Here is a 22,750-nt window from a genome sequence, read left to right on the forward strand (position 1 = left end):
CCTTGTTGTACGGACTGAGTCTGCAAAAGTAGCGGTTTCAGAAAAACTTCCCGATGCGAATATCTTAGTTAGTGACGTAACGTGTGATGAGTATGAGTCAAAGTTGGAGCCATGGCTTGGAGAAGCTACCATTGATGTATTAATTAATAATGCAGGAACCGTCACCAAGGATCCAACTCTTGGCTCAACCCAAGCAGAATACTTACGTAAAGAATTCGAGACCCACTGTGTGTCCGCACTATCAACAGTCAAAGGGAGTCTTGATGCACTCAAACAATCCCCGCAACCAATCATCATCAATATAAGCTCTCGTCGTGGCTCAATGAAAATTCAATCAGAGCTGAAAACAAAAGGCAGCGGTGTTTCTTATTCTTACCGTATAGGAAAAGCGGCACAAAACATGTTGACGCTCTGTTTAGCAGATGACTTGGAGGATATGAACATAAAAGTGGTCGCTGTTCACCCTGGCCGCCTACTTACACGTATGGGATGGACAGATGCGCATATCGCACCATCAGATTCTGCGAAGAAAATAGTACAATTAGTAGAGAAAAATCAATTAAAGCACCGGGATTATGTATGCTTAGAAACGGGTACTCTGCCTTGGTAGTACCCGATTAGCGTCAAAAAAAGAAACCTACAAGTGGATAGAAGAAATAGAGAGTTTAAGAAATCGCTCTTGGATTCTGTCCATATTGGTTAGCACTATGCTGTCCTTCAAGTGCAAGAAAAATCAACAACACAAAAATACCAAAAGGTATTAAGCCGAGTAAGACCCACCAACCCGCGTAACCAATATCATGTAATCGACGAACACTAACAGCAACTGTTGGTATAAAAACAGCCAGACCGTATATAGCACTCAATAGTCCAATACCGAACAGACCACTAAGAGCAGTTAAGGCAATGGAAATAATCAAATGACACAAAAAAAACGACCAGAACTCTTTTCTTCGTGCTCTCCCATTAAACACAAAAAATTGCTGCCAAACACCTAGATACCAATCTATACACTCTCTCATAAATAAAAACCTCTATCGTAACAATTTGCACAGTATACCCAAGTAACCTCAAGATGCTAGGTTCAGCGAGAATGGTTGATGAGAAGAAGTAACAAGGCCAACTTAACCATCAAAATACTGAACTCCTTCCAAGTTTTTGATGGTTGAATCGGCAAGTAGGATCTATACAAAGATCATATCTGTTCTTTTCGTCAAAGGAGAATGTTCTACACGAATAAAAGCAATTCGAGCGTTTACACAAATAAGACCATCCATTACGATCTGTTGTTCAAAAATAAAAGAGTTTTCTTTTTCTCCTTCCAGAAAATCGCAAGTAACACGAATCTTATCTAAGTGAAAAAGAGGGTGATAAACATCGATAGCACAACTTACTAAGTGATAAATAATGCCTTTGGATGACATTAAATCAAGATCAATACCCATTTTATCTTGCATAAATGAATAACGACACCATTCTAAATACTGCATAAATTGGGCGCTATTGACAGGTATCAATTCCTCGCTAGTGCCTATTTTTATAATATATTTTTTTTCGTACATGGCCACTTCTCATTGATATAGCAATATTCAATAATTAAATAGCTTTAGCAAGCATATTGGTGATACGGCTAGCTGTCTCATTATAAGAGTCTAGAAGGGGGTTGATCTCAACAACTTCTAGCGCCTTTACCTTATCATTTTGACAAAGTTTATTTATTAATTCTTGTGTTTTCTCTAGAGACAAGCCGTCTTTAACGGGTGTTCCTGTCCCCGGAACATATTTTTTATCCAAAGCATCGATGTCAAATGAAATATAAATAATGTCACAATGTTCTAAATATAAAAATATTTCACTGCAAACTTCACTGCAGTTTCTATTTTCAATTGCATCAACACTATAATGATTAATGTTGTTTTTCGCGATAACATCCCATTCGGCTTTTTCTAGATCACGTATACCAATATATATAAGATTGTTGTACTCAATTGAATTTTGGCAAATATCTTTGGTTGCTTCCCAAAGCTTTATTGTTTCTTCATCAAGCTCTTTTATCTTAAAATCAATATGATCATCACCCGCTGCCGCTGCAACTGGCATCCCATGAACATTTCCGCTTGGACTTGTATAAGGAGAATGAATGTCGGCATGGGCATCAATCCAAATCGTACCGATTTTCGATTTAGGATGGGCACGCTTTAGGCCTGCTAGAGTCCCACATGCTGTGCTATGATCCCCCGCCACAACCAATAAGCGTGACTCTGGTGATTGCTTGTAGTGTTTAACTACTGCTTCAGAAATATCTCTCAAACAATGATTAATATCACTCAAGTAATGAGCCTTAGGCGTATTACTTTGGCGCACCTTTCGAATTGGTGTTGTAATCGTTTCCCGCACATTGGTTCTCTGTTCAAACTGCGAGAAGAATGCACGTCCAGCCATAGATGCACCGTTGTGGGGACCGCCCAATTCACATTCTACAATAATCGCATGCTCGAACTTTTTTTGTATGTCCATTTAATATATTTCCTATTTTTCAAGACAGCGGATAATATAATTAGATTGATATACATACCAGTAATCACATCACAACAAACATTAAAATAGATGACAAAATAAACTAAAAACAAATATAACAATCAAAAGAAAATTGATTTATATTCTATATATATAAATAAAAAGTCAATTTTAAAAATAAAGTAAATTTTTACTTTGATGATATTTTCACATATTAATAATTTTAAAAGATATTGTAGATATGAAAAAATTAATGCTTCTATTCCTCTTTACTTCAACTGCAGCCTCTCAATATTACAAACCATTTATTGGTAATAAAGACATTAATACTTACCCTGATATCGCTGTTATTAATTCAACCCAATACTTTATCTCGGGAAGAGTAAGCTTTAGAACCTGCTATGATCGTAACTTTCATATTGGTATCGATATACCCAAGTAACCTCAAGATGCAAGGTTCAGCGAGAATGGTTTGCTTTACAGGCAAGGCAACGATTTTCAATCTAGTCATCTAAATTGAAAATCGGTAACGACGTATGTAAAGCAAGACAACTCGCCCTTCGGGGGCGTGCCACAGCGCCGATTTCATCGTCAAATAACTTGGTAAGAGCTCACTATTCCGCTGCGTTATTTTCCTTGAACTCAACACTGTGGTATCGCTCTGAATCCTGCATTTTGAAGTCACTTGGGTATAAAACATGGACTGGCTCTGGCAGAGGGATATGCCTAATCAGAGAAATCAATGCAACTGTTCATACTGACAATGGTGACATTATTGCCAAGCCGTACACATCTATTGGTACATCATATAGTCAATTTTCAGTTATCCATCGTGATGGAAACTATCATGTCGTCCGTATTGTTGGTTAATGAAAGGAGCGTCTTACAGCTCTTATGATATCAGTTAACTTACTTTTGAAGAATGAAAATCCAAAAGAACTTAGTAGCAACATCAGAGACAAAAAATTCACGAGGACAAGTTTATCGGCTAACCCTCCCAATCATCAATCAATACATTAATTCGCATAAGTTACACTAGGGATATTCGAACAACTGCCGATCAATGTGGCCGCCTAAGTAGCTTAAAATTGGTTTGATAAAGACTCACCTCGAAGATGAGGTGAGTCTTCGAGGGTCTTGTATTCTACTCAAAAATTACTTCCCGAAATAATTGTTTAACAAGGAAGCTTCAGTTCTTGTTTGTATTGGATAACGTTGGATTTCAGGCGATTAATCTCTTTAATCTCTTTGACCGAAGTATGAAAAGCATGAGCAATACCGGATAAAGTGTCGCCAGCTTTTACCGTATATTCAAATTGTGGTGGATAATCAGAGAAATGTACCTTCAGTACCTGGCCAATCTGAATGATATCATCCTTTAAATGATTATCTTGTTTAATCTTTTGTACTGATACAGAGAAATGTTTGGCTATTTTCCCAAGGCTATCACCAGACTTAACCTTGTACTCTACCCAGTGGTCCTTCATAGAACAAGCGTGAAAGGCTTCTCCTTGTTTATTAGCGAATATTTCCTGATGAGAAGCGGATTGTTTTTCTGTCTTATTTCTCCTGATTTGAGCCTCTTTTTGTAATTTTTCTCGCTTTTCTTGGGCAATTCTTGCGACCACTATTTGCTCAACATTTTGATTGATACTTTGGGTTCGCGTATTGAGAGCATTTTCCAGATCCTTTATCACCTCATCATTCGATATAGGACGCCGTGCTTGCCAGTAATTTTTCACCCAGTAACTGTGGCTCAAATCACTCATTGCTACACCACGACTACTGGTCGCGCTAATAAATTGATTGTCGTTTAGATAGATACCGACATGCCTCTCGTTCTTACCGGTTTTAAAGAAAACCAAGTCGCCAACTTGCAAATTCTCTTTATCCACGGCTTCGCCCAATTTCACTTGGCCCAAAGTGGTTCTTGGCAAGTGGACGCCAAGTGCACCTTTGTATACTTGACGTACAAATGCTGAACAATCAATACCGTCAGAGCTATTGCCCATGTAACGGTAAGGTGTACCTGCCCAAGTCTGATAACTGTTAATCAGGCTTGTTTTATAGGCGATCTGCTCAGCATGGCTCAATTCTGTCGGTATCATATTCTGACGTTGCACACTTTCAGATCTTATTTGCTCTTTTGTTTCGTCTGACTCCTTGGACACATCGTGCGGTATGGTCTGATGAGTCACGCTATCAGCCTTGTTTAAGTTGTTGGGCACATTCGCACATCCTACCAATAGAAGTGCAGGCAAAGGTAAAAATACAAGGTGACGAGAAATAGACATTAAAACTCCTACAGTGAATAAGCCATAAAGAGACCACCGCTCAAGGCGAAACTGCACTGAATGTAACTCTACTCCTTTATTTGAAAGTCAGTGTGCTGTAAAACTACATTAAGCATAATTTCATAAAAATACTTATCGTATCGAATGATTATCAGGGGAAATACAAAGTCCTAAATTGCTACAAAAATCATCTCGAGAGGTCAACAGCCCCTAGATTCAATAAAAATAGTGTACTTTGCAAACTAGACAACAATTTGAAAATTTGGCCAATTCAAATATTAGATGTGAATTAACAATCCTGTTACTATTTGTTGCGGTGATATATCGAAACTACTGCAACAGGGGTGAGAAAATGTACCCATTTTTTAGACTAATCAACACCATTGTTCTCTCGAGAAAAGAAAAACTCACCTATTTGAGCCAAGACTCAATGACATTTCGTTGTCGGCCTTGGGACATCGATATTTTCATGGAAATGAACAACGGACGTATGATTACCCTCTTTGATTTAGGTCGATTCTCACTCATCTCAAAGTGTGGATTACTGCCTGTTTTACTGAAAAATAAGTGGGCCGTTGTGGTTGCTGGTAGCTCTATCATGTATAGAAAAAGAATCAGAATGTTCGATAAAGTTACTATGTATACTCGTGTTGTAGGTATTGATAAAAAATGGGTTTATCTCGAGCAATCAATGTGGGTAAAAGGGAAACCTTGCTGCTCCATGACGATCCGGACGGCGGTGACATGTAAAGGTGGGCTAGTCGCAACAGAAGAAGTCATAGAGGCCTTTGGTAACGGCGCTGAAATCTTGCCTCCAGAGGAATGGCTATCCAACTGGATTGAAAATGAGGAGGGTCGATGTTGGCCTCCTCATGTTGAACAATAAACTTATTGTTCTTGTTCGCCTCTGTAACTTGATAGCTCGAACACGCACCTTTACTTTGATGCGTGCTCGTGATGAGGTTCAGCTCACTGAGCATTTCTCGCTACCCGAACTGTTTGACCTTGGATCATCTTTATTGAAGTTCAAATTATCATCATTTGCCGTCACTTCTCCCAGTAAGGATGACACCATCTTACTGAGTAACATGTCATCGATAGTGCCATGATGAGTAAACCTGATCTGACCCAATTTATCGATAAGAACCAATCCAGGTGTGCCTGCTAATCCATACTCATTCATTGTGATAGGTATGGACCCTCCCGAGGGAGCATCGACAGCAATTGGAAAATGCAGTCGATATTCATGCACAAATGCCTTAAGTGATTCAAGCTGCATAGCTTCATGATGCTCGAAAACAGTATGTAACCCAATCACTACCAGATCATCCTGCTGGAAGAAATGCGCCAACTTGGCAGCTTGCGGTAGTCCGTGACTTACACAGCCGGGACAAAGCATCTGAAATGTGTGTAAAGCGACGACTTTCCCTTTTAAATCATTAAGAGATAGAGGAGTATCTGTGTTTAACCAACTAGATACTCTGAGCTCTGGAGCTTTTGGCCATTGACTCATGGTAATTCTCCTATTGATTCACTTTACCCGGTAGTGATAAATCACCGGATGCAACATCGAAAACATCAACCACGCAAAGCAAAGGTGAGTGTGCACTCGCATTTACTCTAAGACCTGACGTGACTCCATCAAATTTTGCTAATTTCAGTGCCTCTACATTGTCAAACTGAACGCTTACATTCACCGAATTACCTTTGAAGTTGGGTTTGTAATCAGGACTATCAATCAAGATAGGCAAACCCGGCCAAGTCTTGGGTAATTTGGGTGTCGCACCCTCAGGAATATTAACCACACCAAGTGCGCCAGGCCCACACTGTTCATTGGGTTCAAGAACCACCCAATGGCTGTGCCAGACATCACCATCGTTCGCTTTATCTCCATCACCATTTTCGTCATACAATGGCGTGTCATCAAAATCTGGGTGAGAAGTAACCGCTAGTGCAAGTATCCCTGCATTATCATCAAAACCAACCTCACTACTGTTGAGAGTTGTCGGCCAAACGTAAGAGAATACATCACTACCCGCAAGTTTACCTGTTGGTGTGGGCTTGATATCTCCCGCTCGCTCGGACACCGCCATATGAAAAGTCGCAACATTGCCTTTGGTTGAGATTTTGGTGTGAATAATGTCGAACGGTGCCAATGTACCAGAGCTGGTCTTAGACTGAATACCACCCGTGTGGTTTGAGTGCGCGAACACCTGACCAGAGCTTGCTACTGCCGATGCCGCCAATATAGATAAACCTAATTTAGAAATTTTCATCGTTCTTTCCTTAATAGTATCGACTCGATACCAAATAGTTTAAACGGATAAAAACTCACTTGTCAATATTGTTTTTAGTCGATACTATTAATTCATGAATACAGAACTTTTATATCACCTTCTCGATAGAGTCGGTAACCTGCTCAGAAATGAGGTTCGGGCCGATTTAACGCCTTATGGACTTCAACCTATCCATTTTGAAGCCTTGTACTATTTATCAATTTGTAATCGATTTTCTGATACACCAAAAGCCGTGACGGAATATTTAGGTTTAACAAAAGGCACCGTTTCTCAGAGCCTTAAAGTACTAGAAACTAAAGGATACCTGATTAAACAGCCTGACATAATAGATAAACGGGTTACACATTTGGTTGTTTCGCCACAGGGCAAAGAGTTAATTAAAGCTGTGTTCCCACCGCCATTAATGCAGCGAGCAATCAGTACCAGCACAAAGATGGGATCAGACATCGACACCATAGCATTACAACAACAGTTACAGCTTTTGCTTCGTTCAATTCAGACTGAAAACCGCTTACATACCTTTGGCGTATGTGCGACTTGCCGGCACAATCAACCTTTATCCGGAGGTGCTCATCTGTGTGGCCTAACTCAATTACCTCTCTCATCTGAAGATATCGAATTGATTTGTATTGAGCACCTTGAATAACATCGAAATTTTTTCCTTTAACTTAAATTACGTCTTGAGCCAAGTAAATCTAGGTGAAAGATGTTATGTAATTACAAGGATCTAGATCAAAATACTATAATGGACAGGAGTTCCGATAAAAAATAGCTTAAGTCAGTACCAAAAGGGGGGAGTTTCGTGAAAAGATTATTTTTACTCATCGCCCTTTCTTTTTTGGTTGCAGGTTCATGTGCAAAAGAGACTCTTAAGCTTTGTGGTGTAGAGTGGCCCCCTTTCACCTACGTTGAAAATAACAACATAGTGACAGGGTTGAGTCACGATATTATCAAGGAAGCGTTTCGTCGCCTTGATGTCAGCGTAGTCATCGATTCAATCCCTTGGCCCCGCTGTGAATTTTATGTCAAGCATGGTAAATACGACGCCATTTTAGATAATTCTTTAATCGGTGATCGGCTAATCAAAGGTCAATACCCTGCAACCAAGTACACGCTCGCTGTTTATGTACGAGACGACTTTGATCAGACCAAATTTTCATGGGAATCACTTGTTGGGAAAACAGTAGGGTTTGTAAGAGGTTATGATTACACGGAACGTATTAAGAACTACAGAGGCTGGGATAAAGAGTTATCTTCCACCGATGAGCAACTATTGATCAAATTGAAGGTGAAACGTTACGACTATGTTGTTCTCGACACATACGGTGCGCCACTGCTAGCTGAAAGGCTCAACATAAAAATACGAAAGTTAGAACCTGAGATAGACTCCACCAACCTATACTTGTCGTTTAACAAACAGCACACAGCGATATTGAAAGCCTATGATGAAATCATCCGTCAGATGATTGACGATGGCACTATGGATAAACTCTACCTCCAATATTTGCCTCACAATTACAGTGATATTTTGAAGAAGTAGCTAGTCATCAAACGCCTATTGTTAGACCCAAGTAACATCAAAATACTTGGGTTACCAATGAGAGATTAAAATGTTCTTCCCATAATTTGGTTCAAATTAACCACTGCCCTAGTTCTCACTCGCTGTGCTCAGGAAACCATGCAGCACATTGCCCCACTATCGGTGCCAATACTTGTTCAAAACCTGAATCATTAGATTCGAGGATCAAAGCGAGCGATAAATTTAGAAAATCCCTCTTTGTCAACGTACCATCTGAGCTATCTTGTTTATGCGCTATCTCGCTAATAAAGTTATACATAATGAGTTTTTCATCAAGAGTGATAGACTCCGCATACAATTCAACGGCGCCATCAAGACATGCCACTTCATAACCTTTGTTGTATGGAGACTCCGCGTGAAGACTGTAGCTAGTAGCAAGAATGGCTACCGCGCCCAACAAGTAAGAGATTTTAGTTTTTAACATCGACTTTCCTTAGTTTATGATTAAAAAGAGTCACGAACAGTGACAAAGACAAGCCCCAGCACCCAAAAAGTGCGTGTCTGGCCAACAGCATTATAAATGCCATTCTGTAAAATAGGCGTTCATAAGCTTATGAAGTCGATATCTTGATGTTATGGAAAAACGACAGGAAGAAGAAAGACTCTAAATAGTGTTCATGGAACAAAAGCAGAGCCTTGATAGAGGTTGAAAGCAGAAGATGAATACCCATGATGCTCACAGATATCCATACTTAATATCACTATTTGACTAGTTTGTCTTGAGCTAAGCTTTGCGGTGTCACTTTTGGTAACCAAAGCGAAATTATGCTGGTCGATACCAAAAAAGCGAAGGACACCCAGAGACAAGCAGAGAAGCCCCATACCTGAAATACCCATCCCGATAGAACCGTTCCTATTAAACGCCCCATCGCATTCGCCATGTAGTAGAAACCTACATCTAATGACACACCATCGCCTTTTGCATAACTTACGATTAGATATGAATGAAGAGAGGAGTTAATCGCGAACACGGCCCCAAAAATCAGCAGCCCAACAACAATAACCCACTCTGGGTGCCATTGTAGTTGAACACTATAAGCAATCAAGCCAGTCACTAACGACAACATCAGAGCCCAAATGGTTGCTACTTTTCCGTCAGGTGCATGCCCTGATTTCCTTACTGTTATCTTTGGTGCTAGGCCTTGAATGATACCGTAACCAATAACCCAAATCGCCAGAAAAGCGCCCACTGCACTGTGGCTCCAACTGAACACTGACCCCAAGTAGATAGGCAGTGCAATAACAAACCATACATCACGTGCCCCAAACAAGAACATGCGCGCCGCTGATAAAATATTAACGCTGGTTGACTTAGAAAAAATTTCTGAGAATTTAGGCTTATTTTTCGCTTTACCCAAATCCGACTTAAGACTTATCACGCTACCGATAAAGACAACTAAGAGAACGGATGCCATTACCGCGACAGCGTATTGGAAACCGATCAAAGATAGCAGTGCACCACCCAAGAAGAATCCCGCTCCTTTTAACGCATTCTTGGAACCAGTAAGTATCGCAATCCATTTATACAATGCACCTTGTGCATTTTCTGGCACTAGAGCTTTAATTGAACTTTTCGCACTCATCTTGTTCAGATCTTTGGCGATGCCAGACAAGGCTTGCGCAGCCATAACCCACGGAATAGAGAGCCAACTTGCAGGTACCGCCAACATTGAAAGTGCAATAATTTGCATCCCCAATCCCATATTCATTGTACGATTCAAGCCGATCCGAGCGCCTAGCCATCCACCAATGAGGTTGGTCACTACACCAAAAAACTCATAGAAAAGAAATAACGACGCGATTTCTAAGGTTGAATACCCCAAATCATAGAAATACAGAACCACCAACATGCGTAACGCACCATCGGTAACGGTAAAGTTCCAATAGTTAAATGTGACCAACATATACTGACGGATATTTTGGTTGAGATTAGCCAACATATTTACCCTCTCTAAAAAGAGCCGCCGAAGGCAGCTCTTTCACGTTTTAATGATCCGCAAACTTGTGGATATACTCCACTTGTACACTTTTGGTAAACGCTCCGGGGCGCAGTGCCTGAACATGTGTAATAATTTCTCGCAGCTCCCAGCCCTTCTCCAGCAATAAATGAGCGGCGAGCAAGCCAGTTCGACCAGAGCCGCCCATACAATGCATCGCAATTTTCTCACCATCAGCAAGCGCCTGATGTAACATAGGAGAGCATTGGGTCCATCGAGTTTGAAAATCCTTATCGGGTGCAACATCATCCTCTATGGGCGCATGAACCCATCGCAAACCAGCCTTCTCGATAACGTTAGGTAAATCGCCCACGCCCTTTTCTTGCATCTCTTTACTGCTCAGTGCGGTAATAATGATGGTAATGCCTTGGGACTTAAGCTGTTCGATACTGTCATCTAACGAGACTTCTTTAGTGCCGGGGCAAGGAGTCAGCACTAAGGCCGCCTTATTGTCGTCAATGGGGAGTTCCCAGGTTGGATGTACCATTGTCGTTGTTCCTTATGCAAGACCCACTTTACGAACCAGCTCCGCTGTGCGCGTCGCGTAGCCCATCTCATTGTCATACCACGCATAGATTTTAACCATGCGCTTACCCACAACCATGGTGGACTGAGCATCAACAATGGTGGAGCGCTTATCACCTTTATAATCAATAGAAACCAGAGGTCTTGCTTCAAAACCTAGGATGCCTTTTAATTCATTCTCAGAGGCTTCTTTAAGCAGCGTATTAACTTCCTCTACCGACGTTTCTTTCTCCACATCAAAAATAATATCGGTCAGTGACGCATTCGCAAGTGGCACACGTACTGCGTGACCATCAATTTTACCTTCAAGATCAGGGAAGATATCTACGATTGCTTTCGCAGATCCCGTGGTTGTTGGGATTAAACTCATGCCACAGGCACGAGCACGGCGCAGATCTTTGTGCGGTGCATCTAGGATTGTCTGGGTGTTGGTTAAATCATGAATTGTGGTAAATGATGATTTCTCAATACCCAACTTCTCATGAATAACCTTTACCACAGGCGCAATACAGTTGGTTGTACAGGACGCAGCAGTGACAATTTGGTGCTTATCAGGGTCAAATATGTGCTCGTTCACACCAACCACAATATTGGCAACGCCTTCTTCTTTTACAGGCGCAGACACGACAACACGTTTGACGCCTTGCTGAAGATATTGGTTTAACAACTCTGATTTACGGTGTTTACCCGTCGCCTCAATCACCACATCACAGCCAGACCAATCAACGGCATCGATGGCTTTTTCTTGTGATGTTGCTATGCTTTTGCCAGCAATAAAGATCGCACTTCCTTCGCTCATCACTTCGTGATGCCAGCGTCCTTGCACTGAGTCAAACTCAAGCAAATGAGCCAAAGTGGCTGCATCACCAGCCACATCGTTGATTTGGACAAATTCAATCTCAGGCCAATCGAATGACGCTCTCAGCGCTAAACGCCCAATACGACCAAATCCATTAATTCCTACTTTAATAGCCATCTTAATTTTCCTTTAAACACAACAGTCTGGACGAGACTTCATCTCGGATAAGCGTTGAATATCTTGCTGATATTCTTGTTTCAGGCAATTTGACTCGACCAATCCCTTAATTTGTTTTTTCATCCAACCAGGAAGCTGGTCAGACAAACGATAAAAGACCCACTGCCCTTGACGAATATCAACCACTACCCCGCTAGAGCGCAGCAAAGCAAGATGGCGAGATATCTTAGGCTGGCTTTCATCAAGCGCCACTGTTAGCTCTGCAACACAAACCTTTTCTTCGCGCGCTATCATCAACAAACAGCGCACCCGTGTTTCATCTGCAAGTAATTTAAAAAATTGGTGAGGTAACAACATACACAACCCTAACTTATATGTATATGCGTATATATTATTTTAGATTTCTACATTGTCAATGTTATCAGCACAAGATTAAGATCGAGGCCACGAGTATGAGGCCAACTAAGAACAGAAAGGATAAGCTTTACATGACAAGGCGAGTGGAGAGCCTCACAGCTCGCCTATATCTTTTGGTTTTTCTCCGAGGTGCTGAGTAAACCTTAACAAGTAGCCGTCTGGATCTTGGACAAGTAACTCACGTTCTCCAGATAATTTTTCGCCAATGTCGTACCATGTTTCTTTCAATTCACGGAACAATTTAACCTTGAAATGTTGCAGTCGTTGTATCAAAGGTTCTAAATCTTTTAGCTCAATTTGAAAATTGACACCTCGACCTAGCGGAGCGATAAGCTCACCGGTAACCCAGCCCTCATCGGTTATTTGCTCCAGCATAATTTGCACCTGTTCTTGTTCTAAATAGACAAAATCAGGGTTTTCACGTTTTATACGAACAGAGAAACCCAGCACATCGACATAAAATGCCAGTGATACTTCAAAGTTACTCACTGATAATTCAGGAACCATGGGATTCCAATATTCTTCCATGTGTTAATTTCCTTTTTAATATTTACCACAAGCTTTTTATCTTAGCTTTTAGAGCCCAGACTATAAATATAAAAACAATAACTTATGATAAAAAACTGGCAAGTGAGTCAATGTCCACAAAGATCTAGACCTTTTCGACTCAGAGAACTTGTAACTAAGAATAAAAAGAGGTCACACTGACCTCTTCAAAATACTCAAACTTCCAACCAACGCGAGACTTGCGCCAATGGACTCTATGCTTGGTATGCTTTCATCAGTTTATCCAAAAACTCATACAACTTTTCATTCATTTTATCGTAGTCGTGATTCATCAATACCTCGGGGTCATCAACAAACCGATAGTTTGTTGCCTCACTGAGATCATCATTTTCGATAAGAAGCGCCACGACTTCTTTCGTTAATTCCATATGACATTGAAATCCAAAAACCAAATCACCATAAGCCACAATTTGTCTCGGGCAGCCTTCACTATGCGCAATGATTGTTGAGTCTGGAGTTAATCCTGGCATATCGTTGTGCCAATGACCTACTTCCAGTACAGAACCAAAATGCTCAAACAGTGGATGGGTATTAGCGTATTTTGTTAGCTTGATTGGGAACTTACCAATTTCACGCTCGGGACTATGCTCATAATGAGCACCTAATGCTTCGCCAATAAGTTGAGCACCTAAACAGACGCCAAGTACTACTTTCCCTGCGTTGATTGCTTTTGTAATCACTGCCTTTTCACCTTTGGCATCAAAGTGAGCGCATTGTTCGATGGTGGTTGCAGGACTCTGTGGCCCTCCCATTACAATCAAAAAATCAATTTCTTCAACCTGTTGAGGCAGAGGTTCTCCTAGATATACTCGTGAGTAAGTAGTGGTATGACGATGTTTTCTAGCCCAAGTTTCATAGGCACCGGGAGCCTCAAAATGTTCGTGGATTATGAAATGGATGCGCATCTCTAGCCTTCTTACTTAATAATAGGCCGATAAGGTTATACCAAATCTGGATGTCTTATTTTATACTCTCTGACATCTAATGTTGATAAGTCGCCAATCATGCAAGCTAACGACATAATAAAAGACTTTTCTGATAAACAATTCATAACAAACACGATCGAAATGCCCTCCGGTTATGTTGATGATTTCCACTCACATCCATGGCACCAAATAGTGTTTCCACATCAGGGATTGATACAATCTGATATTAGTGGAAAAAGTGGAATCGTCCCCCACAATGGCATGCTCTATATACCCGCCAATACCATTCATAAATCCGTTGCTATTACCGATACCCAATTTTTAGCGATTTACCTTAACCCGAACAAATATGTCCAATTTGGAGAAAAACCCAAGTCCTATCGGGTTAGCGCCTTCCTTAAAGAATTGATACAGCTTCTGTTCGAAAATGATACGCTCTCACAGCCAGAGTCTAATATTGCAAATGTGTTGATGGTACTACGCGACCAGATCGAAGTAGCAAAAAGCTATGAGATACCGCTTCTTATCCCTAGAGATAAACGCCTTTTGTCCATTTTTATACAGTTAAAGCACCAACCTGACTTACCCTATACGCTAAAAGAGTGGGCCACGAAAGTTGGAGCATCTGAGCGAACATTATCCAGACTATGCTCGAAAGAGTTCTCTCAATCGTTTTCCCTATGGCGACAAAGCATTCGGCTAGTCTTATCTTTACAACTATTGGGTTCAAAAATGAGCGTACAGGAAATTGCTCTTGAGTTGGGATATGCTTCTGATTCAGCCTATGTACAGGCTTTCAAAAAGCTGTTTAAGCAAACACCTAGAAAATACCGCGCCATATATCTTTAATAGCCGCGAATAGCCATTTACCCAACCAGAGACCAAAAGCTCAACACAGAGATCATAATCATCACACCTGATATCGACCACTGCACTTTTTGTGAACACACAATTTTGGTGAATGTTTGCAAACACGACAAGTTGTTCACTCCCCAGTTTGGTGATTTAAAATCAAAACATAAATTTAAGAACAAGAAGTGGCTCGCCGTGATAATGCGAGCGTGGAAGAAATCATCGGCGAATATCGCAATCGTATATGAAGCAATATGAATCGCAGCGGGCACCATCTTGGGGAGAACATGCTTGTATTCCACAAACAGTAATTGGATCAACCATGCCCCATATATCACTTTCAGTTGCCAAGGTACTGGAGTACCAAATAACAATAACTCGGCACTTCCCAAATACAAGGTGTTGCCACTTGAATGAATCCATTGTGCAATGGCTCCCCCTAGGCATAATGAGACAACAACAGATAAGTAGGCGTGTGTTTTCAGCTGAACCCAAATGAAGCCCATCGTTTGAATGCCAAAGAAGACCATCAAAGCATTATCTAGATATGAAACGTCTACCCAGTGGCAAATCATGACGAAGCACACCAAGTTAAATCCAGACTCTAAATAGAGGATGCGTTTAATTTCATCATCATTCTCGACAGGTTTTACCAGAGGAAAAAAGACCAGGGGGAAAAACAATGTCAAAATTAAAGTTAGCATCATGTGGCTTTGTACAAGCTGATAGTACCCACTTGCATATATCACAACTAAGGTAAAAAAAAGTGCGCCTGAAGCAGATGATGCTAATTTTGTGTTAACGCTCATTTTCCCTCTCAACGACGATCTCAGCGCATAATCGGGCAGTTTCAGCGCAGCGTTCAAGGGTAACCGGCGCACGCCAGTTTTGCTTAGGATCAAACAGATACTCACCGACAAAGAATAAATTTTTACACTGACTAGAAGTTAAACTTTGGTGGCATTTTACTGTCGGGTGAGTGAGAGCGTGCTGAAAAACCCAGTGCTTGGGCTCACCACTCTCATCATGTAATACGTCGCCTTTAAACCAACTCGAATAGGCCGTCTCTAGTTCTATAGGCGTCACTAATTTTGCGCCCGGACCAGGATGAAAACCAATGTAATCAAAACTGCTTAATAGTTCGGTGTTACCAAACATCTGAAAAAGTAATTCATCTTTTACTTGGGATAGATTTAAATCAGTCAAGGGGCGTGAATACAGACTTCCTTTAGCACGACTGATATCGGTCGCAGTAATCGATAAACAAACACATTTTCCATCAGCGACCTGTTGTTCGGTGATGTTGTAACTTAACCCCCAAGGAGAATCGATAATAAGCCCAACGGTTTTGTCTTGTAATTCTCTTGGCATAGAGGAGAAATGAAACTGAAATCCATGGCTCAACACATAATCAACGTCAAAATCTGTACAGTATTCACCCAGCAAATTACGGGTAACGTGAGCGGGTAACGCTGAAACGAAGATGTCTGCGTTAATAGTTTCACCATTGGTAAGGCTTGCTCGTTCAATCAAAGCGCTCGTTTCATTACAATGAAGCTTTGCCAATTCACTATTTAAATAGAAATTTGCGCCTTGAGCAATCAGGTGTTTGGTGAGGGGATTAATGAAAGCGTCACTGATCGGCTCGCAAATACCAAGGTTGTACGCACGCGGCGAATCAGGATGGAACTCACCTATTTTGTAGTTGAGCAAGTCCAGTGCCGAAAGTGCTGGCATCTCATCAGTTGCTCCTACCCAGCCCAGTAGAACTGGCCTTAAAAAACCACTGAGTTTGACTCTTGTTTGATATTCGAAGTATTCACTGACGGTTGTTTCAAGCAATTCTTCTTTACTTTTATCACTAGTGATCTGTTTTTTGAACCAAAGAATATCTTTGGCCGGAACGTCTGCATAAAACATGGCATACGCAGATTTTGCATCATCAATTAATTTCTCTAATGCACTGAAATAAGCGCGTTGAAACTGCATAGTTTTTGACTTTTTTGCCCAATGAAACTGAACTTTGTTTTGCGGGCTTAATGCATCAAAACAACTTCCCATCGGTGACGGTATTTCTTTTAAAAGCTCAATAAGATTGTTGTTTTTTGCAAAGAACTGGCGATGGGTTACCTCATGTAAAATACCGTCTTTCACCGTTCCAACACACTTACCACCGGTATAAGATTCTTTATCAAAAATGGAGACTTCAAAACCGTTTTTGAGGCATTCATGCGCCATAACTAACCCAGAAAATCCGGCTCCAAAAATAGCAACGTGGCGTTTATTTGATGTTACAGACTGAGAGTTTTGCATATGTATTTTCTTCTTTTTTAGTAACTCCGACCACCATGAAACCCTTGTGCACAAATACTGAGTGAATCAGTTGTGCACAGTGTTCCATCAGACATTACAGCAGGTGAATTTAACTAACTAAAAATTTGAGAAAGGATTTCCCTGATATTGGTAAAGCGTCAGTTCATTGCCCAAAAATATGCAACCAATCTAATATAAATAATTAAAAGATTTTAGTTTTTTTCGTTATGTTGTGACTTAAGTGCTTTTTTACTCGAGACAGTTGGGAAGAAACAAAAAGTACTCTTTATTTTTTGTAATAGAACCACTCGTAATGAGTAGATGGCGACTGTACTTTAATCAGGACTAAGTCAGGACAAACACCAAAAAAACTCGCAAGGCCAACGACACCCAACTGGGCGGTTTGATTTTGTGTAACTAGCAGCATATTGAAAACACGATAAACGCAAGAGAAAGTACAGTGTGGCTAGAGAAACTCACACCACAAAGCGATTATGAAAGTAATTATCATTTCTATTTCCATATGTTAACATTGCCGACTAGTAACAAATAACACAACTTGATATTTCGCCATGTACCAACTTGTCGATGCGTCGTTTGAAATCGACGACAAGATCATACTTTCCCCTACTAACCTGACTTTCACTCAAGGAGAGATCACCACTCTACTCGGTCATAACGGTTGTGGTAAGTCGACCCTGATTAAACTCTTAAGCAGGCAAAACACGCCAAGTCATGGCAAGGTAATGTTCCAAAAGAAGCAAATCTCTTCCTACAGTCATATGAAATTTGCCCATCAAGTTGCTTATCTGCCACAGCATCCACCAGTCACAGATGGCGTAACAGTGCGCGAACTCGTCTGTTTAGGTCGTTATCCATGGAAAGGGGCTTTTGGACGCTATAGTCAACAGGATTACGCCATCGTCGACTCAGCAATTGAAAAAGTAGGTCTGAGTAATCTGGCCGAACGATATGTGGCGAGCTTATCCGGTGGTGAAAGACAGCGCGCATGGGTAGCAATGCTGCTTGCCCAGCAAAGCCAGTGCATCTTACTCGATGAGCCTACTTCTGCACTCGATGTCGCCCACCAGCATGAATTACTCGCGTTAATCCGTGAACTTAATCAGTCATTGGGGCTGACCGTGATTATGGTATTGCATGACGTCAATATGGCCGCCAAATTCAGTGACCGCTTAATCGCCCTTCACTCAGGCAAAGTGATCGCCTCGGGCACACCAGAAGAGCTGATGACACCAGATACGCTGAGAAAGATTTACGGTATGGAACTGGCACTGTTCCCGCACCCGACGACTGGTCAGCCAATAAGTTATATCCCTTAACCCCAAAAGGAATTCATTGTGAAAAAATTAATCGTGATGTTGTGTGCAGCTTTCGTCTCTGCTCAAAGTTACGCTCTGGAGATTACTCATGAAATGGGAGTGAGCACTTTTGAACAGTCTCCCAAAAAGGTGGTTGCGTTAGACTGGGCACTGACTGAAACATTACTTAGCTTAGGTATTGAACCAGAAGGTGTCGCCAACCCTCAAGGCTACCAGCAGTGGGTAGCAGAACCAGAGCTAAACCCAAAGGTCACTGATGTAGGCTCGCGTAGAGAACCTAACCTTGAACTGCTGAGTGAACTTAAGCCTGACATAATACTGATCAGTAAACATATGGCCGCAGCTTACCAGCCGCTTAGCAAGATCGCTCCCGTTGTTGTCTTCACTATCTACAGTGAAGAGAAACAGCCGCTAAAATCAGCAGAGTCCATTACTCGCTCTTTAGGCCAGCTATTCGACAAACAACAACAAGCAGAAATGGTGATCAGTCAGACACACCAACGTCTGGCTGAAAACGGTCGTAAGATTCAGGCCGCTGGTTCCGCACAAAAGCCGATTATTTTTGCTCGCTTCATCAACGACAAGACGCTCCGTGTCCATAGCAAAGGCTCTTTAGCTCAAGACACGATTGACGCAATGGGAATGCGCAATGACTGGGACGAAACCACAAACATGTGGGGATTCACCACGACCGGAACTGAAAAACTTGCTGAACACCAAGGTGCCACCGTCATACTTTTTGGCCCTCTTAAGGAGAAAGAGCGTAAACAGCTTAACCAGTCGCCACTTTGGCAGGCAATGGAATTTACTCGCAGTGACTCCGTCTATGAACTCCCGGCAATCTGGACGTTCGGCGGCCTTATCGCTGCACAACGTTTCAGTGACCATATCACTCAAGAGTTAGTTAAACCTTAATGAACGCAGGCAATATCGCGCAGCGCAGTAGCCAAAACGTCAATATCAAACCTATTCTACTAACCATCGCTGTCATGGCACTGGTTAGTGGGTTACTGCAAGTAACCGCTCCCTATTCACAGGGAATCGGTTTAATTTGGCAATCGCTGTTTCACTTCGATCCAGCCAACTACCAACATATCATTACCCATTACACTTACCTGCCAAGACTCGCTGTGGCGTTGATTTGCGGTTTCGCACTCGCGGTTTCTGGCTGCGTGATGCAGTTTGTATTGCGCAACCCAATCGCCTCTCCGACTACGCTTGGGGTCGCAGCAGGAGCCGAGTTCGGCATGGTGCTCGGTCTATTGCTGCTCCCAGCCACCAGTTTAATTCCTAATTTTTTTCCAGCCTTTATCGGTGGCTGCCTTGCTACAGGATTGGTTTTTCTCCTTAGCTCTAGCAGAGGATTTTCACCATTACAGATGGTTTTGGCCGGTATGGTAGTCAGCCTTTTCCTTGGTTCGGTTAATACCATGCTGTTGCTATTGCATGAGCAACGTTTAACGACTGTTTTTGTCTGGGGTGCTGGCGCACTCAACCAGAATGACTGGTCGAGCACTCAGGTACTTTTACCACTTGTTACCCTTCCCACTATTCTACTGTTGATACTGCAGAGACCTCTGTCTGTACTCCAGTTCGGTGACAATGTTGCTACTTCCTTAGGCGTCAACATCAAGCAGATTAAATTGCTTTGCCTGTCAATGGCTATTTTTATTACCGCGGCCGTGGTCAGTGAAGTTGGTCTGATCGGCTTTGTCGGTATTGTTGCACCGGCAATAGCGAGAATGTTAGGCGCGCGAACACTTGCAAAACAGATTGTTGTCAGTGGCTTAGTCGGCAGTCTGCTGCTATTGATTGTCGACCTTGTTATTCAGCCTTTCTCAGGTGTAGGAGGAGAGTTGCTACCCACAGGGGCAATGACCGCCCTGATTGGCGCACCATTTTTACTCTGGTTATTGCAACGCACTAAACTTCAATCGGATCTCAAGAGCCGTAACGAGCATATTGAAAAGTACAAGCGAGTTAACACAGCCAAAACCTTGATTGCTATGTCGTTGGTATTGGCGGTTACGTGTTTTGTTGCGATCACTGTCGGTAAAAACCAATTCGGCTGGAGTATTGAGATTCGTGAATCCTTATTTGAATTACGTACGCCACGAGTACTCGTGGCACTGTTAGCCGGTATTGGCCTCGCTTTCGCGGGCACCATTATTCAACGTACTTCAAATAACCCGATGGCGAGCCCGGAAGTGTTGGGCATAAGTTCAGGCGCTGCCCTAGCGCTGGTTCTCGGCACACTCGGGGGCAACTCGATTGGACGCGAAGAACAGATGCTGCTTGGTACACTTGGAGCAACGTCTGTTACCGCTGTAGTTTGGTTGATGGGCAGAAAGCACAACTTCGCGCCAACGCAAACTCTCTTAACTGGTATCGCTCTAAGCGCTGGGCTAGATGCTTTGCTGCGTATTACAATGAGTTCAGGTAACGAAAATGCCACGGCACTGCTGACTTGGTTATCGGGTTCAACGTATCTGGTTGCCACGCAAGATGTCGTTTTACTTGCTGTTGGTGTGACAATTTTTGGTGCTGTTTCCCTTTCACTTCATCGCTGGATTGAGCTTATAAACTTGGGTGAAGTGACCACCAGCGGTTTGGGGATGAATACAACCACAGTTCGCTTAGCCTTACTGTTATTGGTAGCAGCACTTACTACGCTGTGCACTATCGTTATTGGTCCACTGAGCTTTATCGGACTGCTAGCACCTCACATGGCTCGCTCACTTCACCAATATAGGGCGATTCCGCAAATGCTGACAGCTGCATTGTTGGGCGCGATCATCATGGTCGCAGCGGACTGGATTGGTCGTACTTTGTGGTTCCCTTGGCAGTTCCCTGCTGGGCTACTTGCTTCTCTCCTTGGGGGCGGTTACTTCCTTTACCTAATGAGAAAGTAACCTTTAAACAAGCCTATCACTTTCTCCTCCACTTTGCTGAAATTCGAAGTGGAGGGCTCATTTCAATTCTATCTTTGTCCGTTCAACTTTTATTTATCCCCTCAACCGACGTAGTTAATCCGGAATACTATTAATTGTTTTTTGATTGCAGAAACGCAATAAATGGTATTCGAGCACTTTTATGTTTACCATGGCTCCAATAACAAACTGACTTGTAAGCCCTATGGACATAACGACAATTACAAAGCTCCAACAAGATTTGCTGTTTAAAGTCATTGCTAGCTTAAAAGCCGAAGAGGCTAAAGCCGGTATTAGCCTCAATGAATCTTCTTTGGCACAACAATTTGAAGTTTCAAGAAGCCCAATACGCGCCGTTTTAAAACATTTGTCGAGTCAGGGCATTACTAAAGTTGTTCCCTATAAAGGTTCGGTGCTTCAAATGGATGCCGCTGATATTGAGCTAGACGTACCGACAGACGGCAAACAGCCCCGCCAAGAACAACTGTACCTGAATATTTTGATGGACCTGTTCTTTGGGGAATTAAGCAGTTCCTTCTCAGAAAAAGACTTGCAAGAACGGTATGAGGCTAACCGTGGCGAAATTCAAAATGTCGCTCGCCTACTAGAAAGCGATGGTATTTTCCGTCGCAGCCCCGGCTATAAATGGCAACTTGATGGTGTTCTAAACACACTTGAAAGGCATACCGAGAGCTATCGATGCCGCTTGATCTTTGAACCTGCAGGACTGCTTGAGCCGACATGGGACTTAAGGCGTAGCGAACTAGAAGCATGCCGAGATCGCCATATCTACGCCATCAATAATCCAACATCGACTTCCGCTAGTCAACTCTTTGCACTGAGTGTCGACTTCCATGAACTGATCGCAGCCAGTTCCGGAAACCGCTTTTTGTTAGCGATGATGCAACAACAAAATCGTCTGCGTAAGGCTACGGATTTGGTCTCTATGCATATTCAATCTTCCGTTGTTAAGTCATGCCAGCGCCGCTTAGACATCATGGATCTAGTTCTAGCAGGCGACAATCAAAGTGCCTCAGCAAAGCTAACCCGATTACTCGAAAATGATATACGAGTAATGAATAGCACCTACAACAATGTCATGAACGTATCGCACGAACAGCGAGAACAATTACTCAGCAGTATTTCAGGAAAAAACAACTAACCTAGGAGCAGCATAATTTCATGCTGCTCGCTCCCTCTTCATTTATTTTCCGTCGTCT

Annotated in this window: 26 protein-coding genes; 11 read left to right on the forward strand and 15 right to left on the reverse strand. The window is 42.2% G+C overall.

Features of this window, described 5'->3' with window-relative positions; all coding sequences use genetic code 11:
* On the forward strand, positions 1-610 hold a 610-nt coding region (locus RH40_RS18700; protein WP_009603263.1), incomplete at its 5' end, for an SDR family NAD(P)-dependent oxidoreductase.
* Positions 611-665: 55 nt separating this feature from the next.
* On the opposite strand, the gene RH40_RS18705 is transcribed toward RH40_RS18700, so the two are convergent.
* From RH40_RS18705 to RH40_RS18715, 3 genes are all read right to left on the reverse strand, one after another.
* A complete protein-coding gene (locus RH40_RS18705; protein WP_009603264.1) occupies positions 666-1,022 on the reverse strand; it encodes a DUF805 domain-containing protein in 357 nt (118 codons plus the stop codon).
* A 162-nt stretch (positions 1,023-1,184) separates the two neighbouring features.
* Positions 1,185-1,562, reverse strand: a complete 378-nt coding sequence (locus RH40_RS18710; protein WP_009603265.1) for an acyl-CoA thioesterase — start codon at positions 1,560-1,562, stop codon at positions 1,185-1,187.
* A 34-nt stretch (positions 1,563-1,596) separates the two neighbouring features.
* On the reverse strand, positions 1,597-2,517 hold the full coding sequence (locus RH40_RS18715) for an arginase (RefSeq protein ID WP_009603266.1): 921 nt from the start codon (positions 2,515-2,517) through the stop codon (positions 1,597-1,599).
* Positions 2,518-2,758: 241 nt separating this feature from the next.
* Here RH40_RS18715 and RH40_RS18720 point away from each other — a divergent pair, with 241 nt between their 5' ends.
* Both RH40_RS18720 and RH40_RS20485 read left to right on the forward strand, forming a co-directional pair.
* Positions 2,759-2,959 (forward strand): hypothetical protein, encoded by a 201-nt coding sequence (locus RH40_RS18720; RefSeq protein ID WP_009603267.1) that lies wholly within the window; start codon positions 2,759-2,761, stop codon positions 2,957-2,959.
* 74 nt (positions 2,960-3,033) lie between these two features.
* The gene (locus RH40_RS20485) at positions 3,034-3,387 is read left to right on the forward strand and encodes a hypothetical protein (protein WP_081455036.1); all 354 of its coding nucleotides are present in this window, start codon (positions 3,034-3,036) and stop codon (positions 3,385-3,387) included.
* Positions 3,388-3,692: 305 nt separating this feature from the next.
* Here the strand turns inward: RH40_RS20485 and RH40_RS20165 are convergent, their stop codons facing one another.
* A complete protein-coding gene (locus tag RH40_RS20165; protein ID WP_009603268.1) occupies positions 3,693-4,811 on the reverse strand; it encodes a C40 family peptidase in 1,119 nt (372 codons plus the stop codon).
* Between the two features lie 352 nt (positions 4,812-5,163).
* On the opposite strand from RH40_RS20165, the gene RH40_RS18730 reads away from it, so the two are divergent.
* Positions 5,164-5,697, forward strand: a complete 534-nt coding sequence (locus tag RH40_RS18730) for an acyl-CoA thioesterase (protein ID WP_009603269.1) — start codon at positions 5,164-5,166, stop codon at positions 5,695-5,697.
* 78 nt (positions 5,698-5,775) lie between these two features.
* Here the strand turns inward: RH40_RS18730 and RH40_RS18735 are convergent, their stop codons facing one another.
* Both RH40_RS18735 and RH40_RS18740 read right to left on the reverse strand, forming a co-directional pair.
* Entirely contained in the window at positions 5,776-6,324 is a 549-nt protein-coding gene (locus tag RH40_RS18735) for a redoxin domain-containing protein (RefSeq protein ID WP_009603270.1), read from the reverse strand.
* Between the two features lie 10 nt (positions 6,325-6,334).
* Positions 6,335-7,087: a hypothetical protein gene (locus tag RH40_RS18740; RefSeq protein WP_009603271.1), complete on the reverse strand. Its 753-nt coding sequence runs from the start codon at positions 7,085-7,087 to the stop codon at positions 6,335-6,337.
* A gap of 94 nt (positions 7,088-7,181) precedes the next feature.
* On the opposite strand from RH40_RS18740, the gene RH40_RS18745 reads away from it, so the two are divergent.
* The gene (locus tag RH40_RS18745) at positions 7,182-7,754 is read left to right on the forward strand and encodes a MarR family winged helix-turn-helix transcriptional regulator (protein WP_009603272.1); all 573 of its coding nucleotides are present in this window, start codon (positions 7,182-7,184) and stop codon (positions 7,752-7,754) included.
* Between the two features lie 156 nt (positions 7,755-7,910).
* Positions 7,911-8,648: a substrate-binding periplasmic protein gene (locus RH40_RS18750; RefSeq protein WP_009603273.1), complete on the forward strand. Its 738-nt coding sequence runs from the start codon at positions 7,911-7,913 to the stop codon at positions 8,646-8,648.
* A 115-nt stretch (positions 8,649-8,763) separates the two neighbouring features.
* On the opposite strand, the gene RH40_RS18755 is transcribed toward RH40_RS18750, so the two are convergent.
* The 7 genes from RH40_RS18755 to RH40_RS18785 all read right to left on the reverse strand — a co-directional run bounded on the left by RH40_RS18755 (position 8,764) and on the right by RH40_RS18785 (position 14,074).
* On the reverse strand, positions 8,764-9,111 hold the full coding sequence (locus tag RH40_RS18755) for a hypothetical protein (protein WP_009603274.1): 348 nt from the start codon (positions 9,109-9,111) through the stop codon (positions 8,764-8,766).
* Positions 9,112-9,388: 277 nt separating this feature from the next.
* The gene (gene arsJ / locus RH40_RS18760; protein WP_009603275.1) at positions 9,389-10,627 is read right to left on the reverse strand and encodes an organoarsenical effux MFS transporter ArsJ; all 1,239 of its coding nucleotides are present in this window, start codon (positions 10,625-10,627) and stop codon (positions 9,389-9,391) included.
* A gap of 46 nt (positions 10,628-10,673) precedes the next feature.
* Positions 10,674-11,171, reverse strand: a complete 498-nt coding sequence (locus tag RH40_RS18765; protein ID WP_009603276.1) for a cyclin-dependent kinase inhibitor 3 family protein — start codon at positions 11,169-11,171, stop codon at positions 10,674-10,676.
* 12 nt (positions 11,172-11,183) lie between these two features.
* Positions 11,184-12,185: an ArsJ-associated glyceraldehyde-3-phosphate dehydrogenase gene (locus RH40_RS18770; RefSeq protein ID WP_009603277.1), complete on the reverse strand. Its 1,002-nt coding sequence runs from the start codon at positions 12,183-12,185 to the stop codon at positions 11,184-11,186.
* Between the two features lie 12 nt (positions 12,186-12,197).
* A complete protein-coding gene (locus tag RH40_RS18775) occupies positions 12,198-12,539 on the reverse strand; it encodes a metalloregulator ArsR/SmtB family transcription factor (RefSeq protein WP_009603278.1) in 342 nt (113 codons plus the stop codon).
* A 156-nt stretch (positions 12,540-12,695) separates the two neighbouring features.
* Positions 12,696-13,130, reverse strand: coding sequence for a bleomycin resistance protein (locus tag RH40_RS18780; protein WP_009603279.1), 435 nt, complete (start codon positions 13,128-13,130; stop codon positions 12,696-12,698).
* Between the two features lie 233 nt (positions 13,131-13,363).
* Positions 13,364-14,074, reverse strand: a complete 711-nt coding sequence (locus tag RH40_RS18785) for a type 1 glutamine amidotransferase (protein WP_009603280.1) — start codon at positions 14,072-14,074, stop codon at positions 13,364-13,366.
* A 99-nt stretch (positions 14,075-14,173) separates the two neighbouring features.
* Here RH40_RS18785 and RH40_RS18790 point away from each other — a divergent pair, with 99 nt between their 5' ends.
* Positions 14,174-14,944, forward strand: a complete 771-nt coding sequence (locus RH40_RS18790; RefSeq protein ID WP_009603281.1) for an AraC family transcriptional regulator — start codon at positions 14,174-14,176, stop codon at positions 14,942-14,944.
* Positions 14,945-14,961: 17 nt separating this feature from the next.
* Here the strand turns inward: RH40_RS18790 and RH40_RS18795 are convergent, their stop codons facing one another.
* Both RH40_RS18795 and RH40_RS18800 read right to left on the reverse strand, forming a co-directional pair.
* Positions 14,962-15,756: a hypothetical protein gene (locus RH40_RS18795; RefSeq protein ID WP_009603282.1), complete on the reverse strand. Its 795-nt coding sequence runs from the start codon at positions 15,754-15,756 to the stop codon at positions 14,962-14,964.
* Positions 15,746-17,260 carry an NAD(P)-binding protein gene (locus RH40_RS18800; protein ID WP_009603283.1) on the reverse strand — a complete coding sequence of 505 codons (1,515 nt, stop codon included), beginning with the start codon at positions 17,258-17,260 and terminating at the stop codon, positions 15,746-15,748. The genes RH40_RS18795 and RH40_RS18800 overlap by 11 nt, the downstream gene beginning before the upstream one ends.
* Positions 17,261-17,832: 572 nt before the next feature.
* Between RH40_RS18800 and RH40_RS18805 the strand changes: the two genes are divergently transcribed.
* The 4 genes from RH40_RS18805 (at position 17,833) to RH40_RS18820 (ending at position 22,692) form a co-directional block, all read left to right on the forward strand.
* Positions 17,833-18,600 carry an ABC transporter ATP-binding protein gene (locus RH40_RS18805; RefSeq protein WP_009603285.1) on the forward strand — a complete coding sequence of 256 codons (768 nt, stop codon included), beginning with the start codon at positions 17,833-17,835 and terminating at the stop codon, positions 18,598-18,600.
* A gap of 18 nt (positions 18,601-18,618) precedes the next feature.
* Positions 18,619-19,515: an iron-siderophore ABC transporter substrate-binding protein gene (locus tag RH40_RS18810; protein ID WP_009603286.1), complete on the forward strand. Its 897-nt coding sequence runs from the start codon at positions 18,619-18,621 to the stop codon at positions 19,513-19,515.
* A complete protein-coding gene (gene fhuB / locus RH40_RS18815) occupies positions 19,515-21,512 on the forward strand; it encodes a Fe(3+)-hydroxamate ABC transporter permease FhuB (RefSeq protein WP_009603287.1) in 1,998 nt (665 codons plus the stop codon). The genes RH40_RS18810 and fhuB overlap by 1 nt, the downstream gene beginning before the upstream one ends.
* A gap of 223 nt (positions 21,513-21,735) precedes the next feature.
* A complete protein-coding gene (locus RH40_RS18820) occupies positions 21,736-22,692 on the forward strand; it encodes a GntR family transcriptional regulator (protein ID WP_009603288.1) in 957 nt (318 codons plus the stop codon).
* Positions 22,693-22,750: the final 58 nt, after the last annotated feature.

The sequence above is a fragment of the Vibrio caribbeanicus ATCC BAA-2122 genome, assembly GCF_000165125.1.
GTDB lineage: Bacteria > Pseudomonadota > Gammaproteobacteria > Enterobacterales > Vibrionaceae > Vibrio > Vibrio caribbeanicus.